Annotated in this window: 12 protein-coding genes; 11 read left to right on the forward strand and 1 reads right to left on the reverse strand. The window is 64.2% G+C overall.

All coding sequences use genetic code 11. From position 1 onward, the window contains the following. From CBW66_RS23725 to CBW66_RS23760, 8 genes are all read left to right on the forward strand, one after another. Positions 1-755, forward strand: a 755-nt coding sequence (locus CBW66_RS23725; protein ID WP_139843069.1) for a DUF3108 domain-containing protein, incomplete at its 5' end; no start/stop codon positions are given. Continuing rightward, a complete protein-coding gene (locus CBW66_RS23730; RefSeq protein WP_086140870.1) occupies positions 756-1520 on the forward strand; it encodes a DUF3108 domain-containing protein in 765 nt (254 codons plus the stop codon). It begins immediately after the preceding gene. A 233-nt stretch (positions 1521-1753) separates the two neighbouring features. Beyond that, the gene (locus CBW66_RS23735) at positions 1754-3124 is read left to right on the forward strand and encodes a hypothetical protein (protein WP_086140869.1); all 1371 of its coding nucleotides are present in this window, start codon (positions 1754-1756) and stop codon (positions 3122-3124) included. After that, the gene (locus CBW66_RS23740; RefSeq protein ID WP_086140868.1) at positions 3117-3839 is read left to right on the forward strand and encodes a hypothetical protein; all 723 of its coding nucleotides are present in this window, start codon (positions 3117-3119) and stop codon (positions 3837-3839) included. Before CBW66_RS23735 ends, CBW66_RS23740 begins: the two co-directional genes overlap by 8 nt. Before the next feature lie 8 nt (positions 3840-3847). Next, the gene (locus CBW66_RS23745; protein WP_086140867.1) at positions 3848-6679 is read left to right on the forward strand and encodes an ATP-binding protein; all 2832 of its coding nucleotides are present in this window, start codon (positions 3848-3850) and stop codon (positions 6677-6679) included. After that, complete coding sequence (locus tag CBW66_RS23750; protein ID WP_170933119.1) at positions 6676-7683, forward strand: DUF4424 family protein; 1008 nt, start codon at positions 6676-6678, stop codon at positions 7681-7683. The genes CBW66_RS23745 and CBW66_RS23750 overlap by 4 nt, the downstream gene beginning before the upstream one ends. Positions 7684-7685: 2 nt before the next feature. Beyond that, positions 7686-8264 carry a nucleotidyltransferase family protein gene (locus CBW66_RS23755; protein WP_086140865.1) on the forward strand — a complete coding sequence of 193 codons (579 nt, stop codon included), beginning with the start codon at positions 7686-7688 and terminating at the stop codon, positions 8262-8264. A gap of 65 nt (positions 8265-8329) precedes the next feature. Next, positions 8330-9139: a hypothetical protein gene (locus CBW66_RS23760; RefSeq protein ID WP_086140864.1), complete on the forward strand. Its 810-nt coding sequence runs from the start codon at positions 8330-8332 to the stop codon at positions 9137-9139. A 10-nt stretch (positions 9140-9149) separates the two neighbouring features. Here CBW66_RS23760 and CBW66_RS23765 read toward each other — a convergent pair whose 3' ends face one another. After that, on the reverse strand, positions 9150-9668 hold the full coding sequence (locus tag CBW66_RS23765) for a hypothetical protein (protein ID WP_086140863.1): 519 nt from the start codon (positions 9666-9668) through the stop codon (positions 9150-9152). Positions 9669-9857: 189 nt separating this feature from the next. On the opposite strand from CBW66_RS23765, the gene CBW66_RS23770 reads away from it, so the two are divergent. Genes CBW66_RS23770 through CBW66_RS23775 form a run of 3 tightly spaced genes read left to right on the forward strand, consistent with a single transcriptional unit; the run spans position 9858 to position 12838 of the window. Further along, on the forward strand, positions 9858-12365 hold the full coding sequence (locus tag CBW66_RS23770) for a S9 family peptidase (protein ID WP_170933118.1): 2508 nt from the start codon (positions 9858-9860) through the stop codon (positions 12363-12365). A gap of 56 nt (positions 12366-12421) precedes the next feature. Next, positions 12422-12598 carry a hypothetical protein gene (locus CBW66_RS29100; RefSeq protein ID WP_170933117.1) on the forward strand — a complete coding sequence of 59 codons (177 nt, stop codon included), beginning with the start codon at positions 12422-12424 and terminating at the stop codon, positions 12596-12598. After that, positions 12599-12838: a hypothetical protein gene (locus tag CBW66_RS23775; RefSeq protein WP_034753464.1), complete on the forward strand. Its 240-nt coding sequence runs from the start codon at positions 12599-12601 to the stop codon at positions 12836-12838. The last annotated feature ends 110 nt before the right edge of the window (positions 12839-12948 follow it).

Genomic DNA, 12948 nt, shown 5'->3' on the forward strand with positions numbered 1-12948 from the left:
CGGCGCCCGCGCCCGCCGTGGCGGAGGTGCCGGCCCCGGCTAGCCCGCCGCCACCGCCCGTCGAGCAGGCGCGGCGCTACAAGACGAATGCGCCCGCCTCGGCCCAGTTTGACCTGCACGTGGACCGGCGCGATGCCGACGGCACCAAGTGGCAGGGCGTGGCCGCGATGGCGTGGGACAACCGGGGCGACACGTACCAGCTGAAGCTGGAAGTGGGCCTGAGCATGTTGATCACGCGCATCAACCTGCTGGTGCTGACCAGCGAGGGCCTGATCGACGGCAGCGGCATCGTGCCCGTCACGGCCACGGAAAAACGCAAGGGCCGCGCGCAAACGGCCACGCATTTCAACCGCGACGCCAAGGCCATCACGTTTTCGGCCACGACGGCGACGGCGCCATGGCAGGAGGGGGCGCAGGACAAGGCGACCGTGCCGTTCCAGCTGGCCGCCATCGGCCGCGCCGACGTCAACCAGCTGGCGGGCAATATCGACATCCTTGTCGGCGAGGAAAAGGAAGCGACCGTGTTCCGCTTCCAGCTGGTGGGCGAGGAAGAACTCGAGACCAAGATGGGCCGCCTGGTGACCTGGCATTTGCGCCGGCCGCCGAAGCCGGGCACGTATTCATCGCAGCTTGATATCTGGCTGGCGCCGTCCATGCAATGGTATCCGGTACAAATACGCAATACCGAAGCGAACGGGGCGCTGACGACGCAAACCGTGACCCAAATTCGCGTCAATGACACTACAGGAAAATAGATGATGACTCTGAATACCTTGAAACATTTGCTGGCTGCCGGCGTGCTGGCCGCCACCTTGTCTCCCGCCATGGCCGACGCGCCCGTGGACCACCCCGTCATCAAGCGCCCGTACAAGCTTGCGCCCTCGGCCGACCTCGTGTATTCGATCAAGGCCAGGCAGCGCGGCATTGCGCTGTCCGGCGAATCGGTCAGCAACTGGCGCGCCGGCGACGGCAAGTACTCGCTGCTGGCCGAAACCAAGGCTGCCCTGTTCGGCAAGATCCTTGAGCAGCGCAGCGAAGGCATGGTCGACGATTACGGTCTGGCGCCAGCCCAGTTCGTGGAAAAGCGCTTCCGCAAGGATGCCGTGACGACCACCTTCAAGCGCGACAGCAAGACCATCGTGTTTGGCGAGGGCGATGAAAGCTATCCGCTGAAAGGCGGCGAACAGGACCGCAACAGCGCCGTCTGGCAACTGGCCAGCGTGGCGCGCGCCGCGCCCGAGAAATTCGTCCCCGGCTCGGAATGGGCGTTTTTTGTCGCCGGTGCGCATGATGCCGAGCCGTGGACCTTCAAGGTCGTCAAGGAAGAGACGGTCGCCACGGGCATGGGCGAGGTCGCCGCCATCCACCTGGTCAAGGCGCCGCCGCCGGACAAGAAGGGCCAGCAAGTGGACCTGTGGCTGGCGCCGTCGCTGGAATGGTATCCCGTCAAGGTGACGTTCGCCGATGCGGACGGTGGCGATTACGTCGAGCAAACCTTGCAGAAGATCGTCAAGAAGTAAGTGCTCACCAATTTTCGGCGCCAGGCGAGCCGTGCTGGCTCGCCTGTTTTGCCCGCCTGGCCCGGCACGGTGTTGGCGCCGTGTTGCGCCGCGTCCGCAGCGCCCCCTCCCAGGCGCTAAATTGCATGTCAGAACTGATATACTGACGCCCCGCGTACCTTTAAGGCCGCAGCGCTGCCAGGGCCCGCTGCGCCGCCCGCTGAACACTCATCCGGAAAAGAATGATTGATATAATGGCAAGTGCAGCCGTGGCTACGGATGCAAATCAGACAGAGCAAGAGCATCACGATTCCTTGCAGGCGCATTTCCAGCCGAATATCTCGGCCGACGAGATCGAACAGGTTTTCCATTTGAAGCGGGCGCAACCCTTGCTGCAAGTGTTTACGGCCCTGTTCCACGGCGGTTTCGATGGCGTGCTGGTGCGTCTGCTGGTGTTGCGCGAGCTCGCGTCCGATGCGGCCACGTCCGCCTATACGCGCGCCGATATCAATACGAAGCTCGCGTATCTGTTGCCGGAAAGCCTGGAAACGGTCTTGCTGCGCCTGCGCTCGAACCAGTTGCTGGCCTGGGATGCGCAGCAGGGCGTGTACCGCGTCACGCCCATGGCGCGCAATGTGCTGTCCGCCATCGACAGCTTGCTGGGCCTGGGCCAGACGGAAGACGAGGCGGAAATGGGCTTCCTGCTGTCGCAGGTGGCGGGCGCGCAAGCCGTGGGCGGCGTGTCGGTCGAGCAACTCCAGCATTTGCTGGGGCGCCTGGTCGACTTGACGGAGGAGTTTTCCGACGCCATCGCTTCCGGTTCCGAATTCCGGCTGCGCACGGCGCAAGCGAAGTGGAACATGGCCTGCGACTGGGTGGAAAAGGGTTCCGAGATCCTCGTGGCCATCACCTCCGATGAAAACGCGGACAGCGCCACGCACAAGGCGGCGCAGGCGATCGGCCGCGCACAAAGCAAGTTGCTCAACATGCAGGGCATGTTTTCGCGCGCCCTGAATCAGATCGAGCGCCAGCGCGTGCACCTGGGCCAGTCGGGCCTGTCGACCACCGACATCAAGCGCTGGCTGCTGCTGCACGACGACCTGGCCAGCCTGGCCGAAGGCGCCATCGACCAGCCCGTCGTGCCCCTGTTCTCCACGCCGGCCGAGATGATCGACGTGGCCGAAACGGAACTGCTGTCCGAACGGGCGGCAGGCATCATCAACACGGGCCTGCCTAGCGGCGAGGATGCGCCCACCACCATCAGCGACGGTCCCGCCATGCAGCTTGAACTCGATGATTTGCTCGAACGCCTGTCGAACTTTGCCAGCCTGGGCAATTTCCCCAGCATCGGCGAGGAAGGGCCGAAGTCCGTACCGGTGCAGGATTCGCTGCTGCCGGCCAGCTTTGCCGTGGCGTCCTACCGTGCCTCGATGCTGCCGCTGCTCGGCGACGTGTCCGAAGCGAGCTTGCAAGGTTCGACGGCCGAACTGGCCCGTCTGCCGATCACCTTTACACCGACCGACGAGATGGTCCAACTGGCCGACCCCCATGTGGCGGCCATGTCGATCGCCTCGCTTTCACTGAATGTTTCACTTGATTTAGATAGCGGCACAGCCGATGAATGACGATTCCCAAATCCTGATTGCGCGCCTGCTCACGCATCAAACCCTGCGCCGCGACGACAAGCTCGTCAAGCGCGTGCTGTCCGACGAGCTGTTCCGCGCCGAGATCGATGCGCGCCTGCTGGCCTGCGGCCTGAAGCTGCTCGACAACGTGTATGCCGACCATGTGACGCTGGCCCTGACGCGCACCATCGAGCCGAAGATTTTCGGCGCGCGCGACGTGTGGCAAAACAATAATTTCGGTTTGGCGCGCGATGGCGTGGCCTTGCTGGTGGTGCTGTGGGCGCAGATCATCCTGCCCAAGCGCGAACGCCAGGAAACGCACCAGCACGCGGACGACGACCAGAACGACATGTTCGGCACGGAAAAGCCGCTGCCGCGCGCGGAAGACGCGTCGATCGGCATTTCCTACAAGGCGCTGCTGTCGGACTTCGGCGACAAGCTGGGCAAGAAGACGCGCATGGACATGAACCTGGGCACATTGGCCAAGCTGGGCTTCATCGAGCGGCGCGGCGACGTCATCCTGGAAGGCCCGCTGCTGGACCTGATGATGGATACGGACGTCTTGAAGGAGCGCATCATCAATGGCGCGCTGGCCGACGTGTTCAAGCGCGCGCCGGCGCGCCTGGTGGCCGTCGACCTCGACGCTGACTTGTCCGCCGACCTCGGCGACCTGCCCGACGCCGGCGACGCCGATTCGTCCGACCTCCCTCACTGAAAGCGCCCATGTTTCATATCAAATCACTTGAACTGGTGCACTGGGATTACTGGCAGCGCATCAAGAATATTCCGCTCGACGCGAAGATCATCACCATCGCGGGGCAGAACGGTTCGGGCAAGACCACCTTGCTCGATGCCTTGCGCACCCTGTTCGGCCTCGACTGCTCGATGGGCCGCACCTATAAACATTATGCGCGCCACTCGGGCCAGCAGACGGCCTGGCTGCGCGCCGTGGTCGACAACAAGAACGTGGGCAAGCAGCTGTCGAACCGCCCGTTCCGCAGTTCCGGCTTCTTCAGCGACGATGAAGTAACGCTGTTTTGCCAGATCCAGAAAAATGGCGGCGACTGGAAGCGCCAGTATCTGATGCGTCCGGGCAATGTGCAGATCGAGGACATCACGGACGCCAACGACTGGCTCGGCGTGGAAAACTACCGCAAGCGCCTGGCCAATGCGGGCCTGTCGCCGGCCATGTCGAAAGTGCTGGCGCTGGAGCAGGGCGAGACGGACAAACTGTGCGAATACGCGCCGCGCCAGCTGCTCGACCTGGTGTTCCAGGTGTTCGGCGACAAGGAAGTGCTCGATGCCTACGACGAGGCCAAGCGCCACCAGCGCGACACGGAAGTGGAACTGAAACGCTTCGAGACGGAACTGGAAGCGTCGAAAACCAACCTGGAAGGCTTGCGCTTGCGCGTGGCCAATTACCACCAGTGGGAAGGCCTGCATAAAGAGCGTCGCAACCTGCTCGAAGAAGTATTGCCCAGCCTGCAGTACCATGAGGCGCGCGAAAAAGCGGCCGTCGCCAGCCGGCAATTGCGCGATGCGCGTAAACCAATGGCGCAGGCGGACCAGCAGCTGACCGATAAACGCAATGCGCTGGCGGCGCAGGCCAAGGCCCTGTCCGACGCGCAGATGAACGAAACCTTGCTGGAGCAGGAATCGATCGGCCTGCAGAGCCGCTTGTCCTTGATCAATGCAAAATTAAAACCGCTGGACAGCCTGCTGGAACAGAAGGACCGCCTGCACAAGCTGGCGGCCGACTCGGGCAGCGATATTGCCGAAGTGGCGGCGCAGCTGGAACAGAAGGAAGCGGAACTGCTGCGCCAGCGCCAGCAGCGCGACGCCCTGTCGGCGCGTATCACGGCCGAGCAGGCGACGATTGCGGCGCTGCAAGGCAAGACGGCCATGCCGGAGCCGGACAATGTGCGCGGCATGCGCCGCGCGCTGCGCGACGCGGGGATTTCCCACGCGATGCTGTCCGATATCGTCGAAGTGACGGACAGCCGCTGGCAGGGCGCCGTCGAAGGTATATTGGGCGGCTACGCCTCGGTGGTCCTGCTCGACAAGGCCAAGGATGCGGCTGCCGCCTACCGTTTGGCCGAGAAGGAGCGCTACCGCCACTTCATCGTGCCCGACCTGGTCACGGCGCCGGTGGCGAAAGACGAAAGCCTGCTGGCGGTAGTGAAATTTTCCGCGCCCGTGCCCAGCTGGCTGATCGAGCAGTTGTCGCGCATTGCCAGGGTCGATTCCGTCGAGGCCGGTTTCAAGCTGGGCAATCATGAGGAATGGATCACGCCCGAGGCCTACCACCGCGAACGCCGCGGCGGCCGCTCCTTGTTCGTGGAAGCGTCGCGCTACCGCTTCGGCCAGGCCGGCCGCAGCGGCCGCCTGGAAGCGCTGCTGCGCTCGCTGCCGGGCCTGGAAGGGCAGGAAGACACCCTGACCCTGGCCATCTCGAAACTGGCGGCCGAAGTGGGCGCCTTGAAAGCGCGCATCGCCGGCGTCGATGCGGCCAAGGAACTCAGTGCCCGCCAGGAAGAATTCGCCGAAGCGCTGCGCAATTCGAAGCCGCTCAAGGAAGAGCGCCTGGAAGTGGGCGGCCGCCTGGGCGAGCTGCAAAACCTGACCAAGAACGCCACTGTGGCGCGCACGCGTGCCGATACCGTGTGGCAAAACGCGCGCCTGGCTTTGTCGGAAGCGGAAGCGGGTTCGCGCCTCGGCTACAAGAAGCAGATCGAGCAGCGCGCCGAGCATGCGCGCGCCTTGCTGGCCTTGCGCCACGCGTGGCGCCATTTGCCGAAAAGCTGGAAGCGTCCGGCGCGCCGCGCAGCGCTCGTGGCCGAGCACCAGAATGCGCACCAGGTCGACTTGCGCGTGGCCAGCCTGCAAAACAGCCTGGCGCGCGACGACTGGGAACTCGACGCCACCGTCATCGATCAGCACCACCGCCTGTCGGAGCAGCTGCATGGCCGCCAGTCGGAAACGGACGAGCGCCGCTACCAGAACAACCGCGCCATAGAAGCGACGGGCAATGCCCGCGGCGCCTACATGGAGCGCCTGCGCTACACCATCAAGACTTACAGCAAGAACATCAAGGAACTGGGCGAACTGGCCGGCATCGAAGTGCATGCCGACCCCGTGCGCCTGGAAAACGACGACGTGCAGCTGTCGCAGGCGGGCTTGCACGTGCGTTTCAAGTTCGATGGCAAGGGCGTTATCGGCATGAACGACGGCGAAGCGTCGGGCGGCCAGCAGGTCATGAAGTCGCTGGTGCTGCTGATCGGCTTGCTGAAGTCAGAAGACGGTTCCGGCGGCTTCGTCTTCATCGACGAACCGTTTGCCCACCTCGATATCCGCAACATTCAATTGGTCGGCGAATTCCTGAAAAACACGGAAGCGCAATACCTGATGACGACGCCGTTGACGCACAATACGGACGTCTACGATCCCTCGGAGCTGACCTTGATCACCAGTAAGAAAAAGAAGGATACCCAATGGGCGCAACCGATTTTCGTGCTGCAGCGCAGGGTCGATCCCGCGCCGGGCAAGGCGGCATGATGAGCGTGCGCAAGCTGGTTATGGCCGCGGCCCTGGCGCTGGCGTGTTCGGCGCCGGCCGTGGCCAACGACGGCATCGGTTCCGTCAGCGCGGGTGGCATCCTGTTCGGCAAGACCGATGCCGTGGCCATGAAAAAGGAAGTGCTCAGCGTGAGCACGGACTTGATCAAGGTCGAGTACGAATTCCTCAATGAATCGGCGAAGGATGTGGAAGAGACGATTTTCTTCCCTCTGCCCGAATACTCGTCCGGCTACCACGGCTCGCCCACGTATTATGGCCAGCCGCGGCAGTTCACGGTCGACGTGGATGGCAAGCGCAAGGATTACAAAACCACGTTTGTCGCCAAGCTGGGCGCCGAAGATGTCACGGCCCGCTTGCGCCAGCTGGGCTTGTCGGACGCGCAGATTGCGTATTTCCCCTCGCACACGCCTTTCGACAAGAAGGTGGCGCCGCTGACGGCCGCGCAGAGCAAGATCATGATCAAGGAGGGCTTGCTGGCCCAGCTGTACGACGAGGAATGGGCGCCAGCCTGGACCGTAAAAGTCATCTACCTGTGGCAGCAGAAATTCCCCGCCGGTAAAGTCGTGCGCGTGCGTCATCAATATGCGCCCTTCGTCGCGGCCGGCCCCGGCGCGTCCTACCTGGGCGATGGCAATACCTTTGAAAAGAAATACTGCGGCGACAAGGCCTTCTACAAGACGTGGAACCGGCTGGCGGCCCAGCAGGGCGAAAGCGGTTTCGTCAATGCCGTGTGGGTCTCGTACATTTTGACGACGGGTAACACCTGGAAGAGTGGCATCGAAGACTTCACCTTGAACCTGATCAAGGGCAAGCCGGACGAGCTGGTCAGCCTGTGCTTCCCCGGCACGTTTACCAAAATTAATCCCACCACCTTGCAAGTCAAGCTGCGGAACTTCCATCCGAAGCAGGACCTGGACGTGTACTTCGGCAATGTCGAAGGCACGGTGAGCAACGACGGCGTGGCGCCGCAGATCCGGCCATAGGAATGAGTGCGCAGGAAGCGTTGGCCGCGCGCCTGCGCGCCATCGCCCGCGCCACGCCGTGGTGCATGCAGGCGCTGCACGCCGTGGCGCAGCTGGGCTTGCCCCATTGCTGCATCGGCGCCGGCGCCGTGCGCACGCTGGTGTGGGATGCCTTGCACGGCTACGCGCAACCGTCGGCATTGAGCGATGTCGACGTGGCGTATTTCGATGCGCACGATATGCTTGCGCAAAGCGAGGTGCGGCTGCGCCAGCGTCTGGAAACGGTGCTGCCCGGCGTACCGTGGGAAGTGTGCAACCAGGCCCGCGTGCACCTGTGGTTCGAAGACTATTTCGGCTATGCCGTGCCGCCGCTGCTGTCGCTCGACGATGCCATCGCTACCTGGCCCGAATTTGCCACCTCGGTCGGCATCTGGCTGCAGCCCGACGGCGGGATCGGCATCATCGCGCCGCATGGCCTCGATGACTTGTTCGACATGGTGGTGCGGCGCAACCCGGCGCGCATCAGCGCCGATGGTTATGCGCAGCGCGTGGCCAGCAAGGACTATGCGGCGCGCTGGCCGCGCGTTGCGATCATCGTCTGATTGGATGCAGTATGGATATAGATTGCCTATAATTGCCAGTTATCCAATAGCGTTCTCCTGATCCCATGTCCCTGTCGATTTCCCCGCCGTTGCGCCGTTTCGGTCGCCTGCTTTGCCTTTCCTCCATCCTCGTGGCGCCCGCCGCCTGGGCCGACAGCTATACCGATTTCCAGCAAGCGAGTACCCGCCTGGAAGCGCTGATGGCCAAGGCGACGCCGCAGAGCGGCTTGCCGCGCCTGGGCGACCCTGCCGTTGCACAGCTGTTTGCGCAGATCGCCGACGGTCCGCGCCTGTTCCAGGCGCCCGTCGCCGCGCTGCAGGACGTGAACGAGAGCGTGGCCGTGTGCGAAAAGGCCATGCGTTTGGGAAAAACATACTATGCGTACGGCCTCGAGTGGCCGTTGCCGCTGTCCGGCGCCGAATTGCAGCAGGCGCGCAGGGAGCAAGTGACGCGGAACCTGGCCAATTACGGCGATGAAATGAGCACCTTGTTTGCTTTCAGCATGCATTGCCATGGCCATCTGATTGCACTGATGGAGCAGGATTTCAGCACCCAGCCGGCCGATGCCGTGAGCGGGCCCGAGCGTCTGCGCGCACGCGCGTTCAGCAAGAACACGGCCGTTGTTTACACGAGCGTGGTGCAGTTCGTGCAGGTGCCGTTCTGGAGCGTGGCGCAAAAGAAGCGGATGCTGGAAGCGGCGGCGCAGCACGCCACGGCGAATGCCAATCTGATGGCGCCGCCCTTGCGCGAGCGCCTGCTGACCAGCCTGGCCGATGCGGACAAGGACCTCGATCCCGTCCTGGCGCCGGCGCTGGCGGCGATCCGCCAGGCGCTGTCGGTGACGACGTGCGCCGGCCTGTGCCAGTACTATTGACTGATTTGACTTACTCGGGCGCCTGCAGCGGCTTGTTGCGCTGGCGCCAGCGCACCAGGCCCCACGCATACACGGCGTAGTAGCCGATGACGAGGCCATAGGCGGCCATGGTCAGCGGGCTCTGGCCGAACGGCGGCGGTGGCACGGGCACGTCCAGGCGCGTGTTCAGGTAAATTTCCATGCCGCGGTACAGCAAGCGGGCGATGAACAGCATCGTGATGGCCAGACCCAGATAGCGGTGCTGGGTAAAAAAGAAATCCTTGCCCACCTGTTCGAAGCGCGTCAGCTTCAGGCCCAGCACGCCCAGCCAGCCGCCGGCCAGCGCGGCCGCGCCCAGGCTCGACAGGGGCAGCAGCTCGAATTTCGTCGTCGTCGCCAGGAACAGCAGCAGCGCGGGAAACGCGATCGCCACGCTCCAGTGCCGCCACAGCTGCGACTTCTGGCGCGCCACCAGTTTCTTCAGGCGCGAATAAATGCGCCAGACCAGCAGCGGGACCAGGAACAGCAGGGCGAGGGTAGTGGTTTCCATGTAGGCAATCGGGTACGGGTAAAACAGCGATTGTAAGCCAGATGGGGACGGGCGGCGATGCTTGTCAAACAGCAAAAGTTGCTGGTTGACATTTACTTGGCATGAACGCACTATGCCCTGTCACAAAGCGCCGCCATGCGCGGTGCGGTGCGCTCGCTTGTTGTCACCACCTTCATCCACTGGAGTTCCATGTCTACTCGTTTGCCTTTGCTGCCCATCACTGTCGGCTTGATGGCCTCGTCTTCCCTGGTCATGGCGCAAGATGGCGCGTATCAAGCCCCGCCCGCGCCCCTGCAAGCCATCGTCGATGCGCCGCGCGCGCCGACCCTGAGTCTGAGCCCGAAACGCAACCTGGCCGCCGTGCTGCCCACGCCATCCTTGCCCAGCATCAGCGAAGTGGCGCAGCCGGAACTGAAGCTGGCCGGCTTGCGCATCAATCCGCGCACGTATTCGGCCAGCCGCTTCAGTTTCCACACGGGGCTGGGCTTGCTCGACATTGATACGCAGAAGGAAATCAAGGTCAGCGGCCTGCCGGCGGCGCCCCGTATCGCCGACCTGGCCTGGTCGCCCGACCAGCGCTACCTGGCGTTTACGCACGTCGCCTTTGCCGATCCCGCCAGGGGCGTGAAGGAGTCGGGCGTGGAACTGTGGCTGCTCGACGTGCAGACGAAGGCGGCGCGCAAGCTGGGCAATCAAGCGCTGTCGACCGTGTATGGCCGCGGCTTTTCCTGGATGCCAGACAGCAAGACCTTGCTGGTGCAGCTGAAGCCGGCCAAGCTGGGCGCGGCGCCAGCGGCGAGCGGCATCCCGACGGGCCCGTCCATCCAGGACAGCGTGCCGGGCGGTGGCGTCAAGCAATTGCGCACCTATCCCGACCTGCTGAAAAACGAACAGGATGCGCAGCTGTTCGAACACTACATCACCGTGCAGCTGGCCTTGCTGGACGTGGCGGGCAAGCAGCGCCTCGTCGGCCAGCCGGGCCAGTTCTCGCGCGTGTCGGCCTCGCCCGATGGCAAGCACCTGCTGACGACCAGCATCGTGCGGCCGTATTCGTATATCGTGCCGGCGCACGACTTCGCCCACAAGATCGACGTGCGCGACCTGAATGGCAAGGTGGAACACGCGCTGGCGGCCCTGCCGCTGGAGGAAGGGCTGCCGCCAGGCAATGATGCCGTGTCGGCCGGCGTGCGCTCCGTCAGCTGGCGCGTCGATGCGCCCGCCACCCTGGTCTGGGCCGAGGCGCAGGACGGCGGCGATCCGGCCAGGGCGGCCGAAATCCGCGACATCGTCTACATGCAGGCGGCGCCGTTCACCGCCAGGCCGGCCGTGCTGGCCAGGCTGGCCTCGCGCTACGCGGGCGTGGCCTGGGGCCGCGGCGACCTGGCCCTGCTCAGCGAAGCGTGGTACAAGACGCGCGCCGTCAAGCAGTGGCGCATCGAGCCGGACCAGCTGTCCGCCGTGGCGGGCACGCCTGGCGACCTCGTGTACGCCGGCTCCTTTGAAGACCGCTACAACGATCCGGGCCAGCCCGTCATGCGCGCGGACGCCGCCGGCTTGCCGCGCCTGCTGATCGCCGCCGACGGGGCCATCCTGCTCGACGGCCAGGGTGCCTCGAAGGACGGCGACCGCCCGTTCATCGACCGCCTGAACCTGGCGACGAAAGAGAAGCAGCGCCTGTTCCAGAGCGCCGCGCCCTACTATGAAAACGTGGTGGCCGTGCTGGACGAGGAGGGCAGCCGCTTGCTGTCGACGCGCGAATCGCCGACCGAGCAGCCGAATTATTATGTGCGCAACCTGAAACAGCAGGGCGCCGCGCAGCTGACGGCCCTCACGCATTTCCCCCATCCGCTGCCGCAACTGAAGGACGTGCAGAAAGAGCTGATCCGCTACAAGCGCGCCGACGGTGTCGACTTGACGGCGACCTTGATGCTGCCGCCGAACTATGACGTAAAACGCGACGGCCCGCTGCCGACCCTGATGTGGGCGTACCCGCAGGAATTCAAGACGGCCAGCGCCGCCAGCCAGATCAAGGGCTCGCCGTACAAATTCAATGCCGTCAGCTACTGGGGCCCGGCCGCCTTCCTGTCCATGGGCTACGCCGTGCTCGACAATCCATCGTTCCCCATCGTCGGCAACGGCGAGCAGGAACCGAACGACACCTATCTGCCGCAGCTGGTGGCCGATGCCGAGGCGGCCGTCGACGAGGTGGTGCGCCGTGGCGTGTCCGACCGCAACCGCATCGCCATCGGCGGCCACTCGTATGGCGCCTTCATGACGGGCAATCTGCTGGCGCACACGCGGCTGTTCCGCGCCGGCATCGCCCGCAGCGGCGCCTACAACCGCACCCTGACGCCGTTCGGCTTCCAGGCGGAAGAGCGCCCGTTCTGGCAGGCACCGGCCGTCTACCAGGCCATGTCGCCGTTCAATTACGCGGACAAGATCAAGGATGCGCTGCTGATGATCCATGGCGAGCAGGACAACAATTCGGGCACTTTCCCCATCCAGAGCGAGCGCATGTTCCAGGCCGTCAAGGGATTGGGCGGCACGGCGCGCCTGGTGATGCTGCCGAACGAAAGCCACGGCTACCGCGCGCGCGAATCGATCATGCAGATGCTGTATGAAAGCAACAACTGGCTGGAGAAATATGTGAAGAACGCGGCGCCGCCGGCCGCCGACGTCAAGCCGGCCGGCAAATAAGGGCGGCGGCGCGCATCTCGTGGTATGGTCTTCTTTTGTCTGCAGGGAGGCCAGCCATGAACGTCATCCATGCCCACCGCGCGCCCGACCCGGCGCCCGTCGATGAACCCATGCCGGCGCCGGAGCCGCAAGAAGCGCCCGGGCGCCACCCGGGGCCCGTGCACCCGGTGCCGCAGGACGATCCCGTGCCGCACCCGCATCCCAGTGAAACTCGTCAAGAAAGGCTGTTTTAGATGGCAATTGTCAAGGAAGTCTACACACGCAAAGTCAGCGGAGAATCGTTCGACTATGAACTCGATTACACCCAGGGCGCGGACGTGGCCTGGATTGCGCGCGTGTACCACGACGGCGTGCTGAAAGGCTCGCCCCACGGCGCGCTGACGGCCAACGTGCTGTCCGGCCCCGCGCTGGAGCAGTATCTGCGCGCGTATGTCGAAGGCATGATCGAGCGGGGCCTCGACGTGGCCGAGTAAGATCGCCTTTGCGGCAGAGCAAGAAAAAGGGCGCCGAGGCGCCCTTTGCTGTTTCTGCTGGTGTCGGATTAGCGGGGCCATGCCCCGCGTAATCCGACAACATGGTTGGC

Source organism: Janthinobacterium sp. GW456P (assembly GCF_002127655.1).
Lineage (GTDB): Bacteria > Pseudomonadota > Gammaproteobacteria > Burkholderiales > Burkholderiaceae_D > Janthinobacterium.

What these genes read in the sequence shown, in the direction of transcription:
- CBW66_RS23730 (WP_086140870.1), top strand. Translation starts at nt 756, where the DNA reads ATGATGACTCTGAATACCTTGAAACATTTGCTGGCTGCCGGCGTGCTG.
- CBW66_RS23735 (WP_086140869.1), top strand. Translation starts at nt 1,754, where the DNA reads ATGGCAAGTGCAGCCGTGGCTACGGATGCAAATCAGACAGAGCAAGAG.
- CBW66_RS23740 (WP_086140868.1), top strand. Translation starts at nt 3,117, where the DNA reads ATGAATGACGATTCCCAAATCCTGATTGCGCGCCTGCTCACGCATCAA.
- CBW66_RS23745 (WP_086140867.1), top strand. Translation starts at nt 3,848, where the DNA reads ATGTTTCATATCAAATCACTTGAACTGGTGCACTGGGATTACTGGCAG.
- CBW66_RS23750 (WP_170933119.1), top strand. Translation starts at nt 6,676, where the DNA reads ATGATGAGCGTGCGCAAGCTGGTTATGGCCGCGGCCCTGGCGCTGGCG.
- CBW66_RS23755 (WP_086140865.1), top strand. Translation starts at nt 7,686, where the DNA reads ATGAGTGCGCAGGAAGCGTTGGCCGCGCGCCTGCGCGCCATCGCCCGC.
- CBW66_RS23760 (WP_086140864.1), top strand. Translation starts at nt 8,330, where the DNA reads ATGTCCCTGTCGATTTCCCCGCCGTTGCGCCGTTTCGGTCGCCTGCTT.
- CBW66_RS23765 (WP_086140863.1), bottom strand. Translation starts at nt 9,668, where the DNA reads ATGGAAACCACTACCCTCGCCCTGCTGTTCCTGGTCCCGCTGCTGGTC.
- CBW66_RS23770 (WP_170933118.1), top strand. Translation starts at nt 9,858, where the DNA reads ATGTCTACTCGTTTGCCTTTGCTGCCCATCACTGTCGGCTTGATGGCC.
- CBW66_RS29100 (WP_170933117.1), top strand. Translation starts at nt 12,422, where the DNA reads ATGAACGTCATCCATGCCCACCGCGCGCCCGACCCGGCGCCCGTCGAT.
- CBW66_RS23775 (WP_034753464.1), top strand. Translation starts at nt 12,599, where the DNA reads ATGGCAATTGTCAAGGAAGTCTACACACGCAAAGTCAGCGGAGAATCG.